The 892-nt window shown below is 64.6% G+C and carries 1 pseudogene; it reads left to right on the forward strand.

The annotated features are described in order from the left end of the window. A pseudogene (locus BBH68_RS42500) lies at window positions 1-892 on the forward strand (hypothetical protein); the annotation flags it as partial.

Raw genomic sequence — 892 nt, forward strand, 5'->3', positions numbered from 1 at the left:
GCAACGACCGGCTGAAGTACCTGCTGCGGGAACGCGACTGGGACGTCAGGAACACCGTGAACTCGACCGGTAAGGTCGAGATCCCGGGCAACGACGCCCCCGACGCGGATGTGCGCAGCGGATTCGGCCGGGCGCTCGAGGTGGCCGCCACGGGTAATGCGCCGGGCACCGACCACGTTCTCGGCTACCACACCGATGCCGAGGCGCGGGTGATGCGCGAAACCATCAAGGTCCTCGACGACGGCCGGAACGGGGCCCATATTCCCGACCAGCTGCGGAAGCCCCTGGCCCATATGCTCGTCGACTACACGCCCGATGTCCATGAGACATTGAAAGGCCGGGGCCTGTACATGGACAAGGACGACGTGTGGAACGACACGGGTGACCCCAAGGGCGCCCATATGGCCGTCGGGAAGGACAGCCTGGCCCGCATCCTGCGCGGTGTGGCGGAGGACGGCGACGCGTTTCGCCAGGTGCACGACGCCGAGAAGTTCTACGCCGCAGGGACGCTTTCCACGACGGACTTCCAGAAGCCTGACGACCGTGCTGCGGTCATCGAGGAAGCATCGCATGTCTTCGGTGTCTACGACGGCATCGGCGCAGACATCGTGAGTGACAACAAGGACCACAGAGTGTCCTGGGTCAACCACTTCCAGACGGGGGAATTCGTCGCCACTGGCGGCATGCAGGCCGGTGTCAGCGCCACTGCGTCCCTGGCAGGAAAGTCCTCTGTCTACGGATTTTCGGCGGACGTCGTCTACCGCATTCTTTACGGGGGCTTCTACGACTGGAAGGAGGACGAGATCGCCGCGGCGAACGCCAAGGCCGCCAAAATCACCGAGGGCCAGTTCACCCTCGGCCAGCAGCACGTGAACCATATGGTCGCGGGGTG

This window comes from Streptomyces sparsogenes, assembly GCF_001704635.1.
GTDB lineage: Bacteria > Actinomycetota > Actinomycetes > Streptomycetales > Streptomycetaceae > Streptomyces > Streptomyces sparsogenes.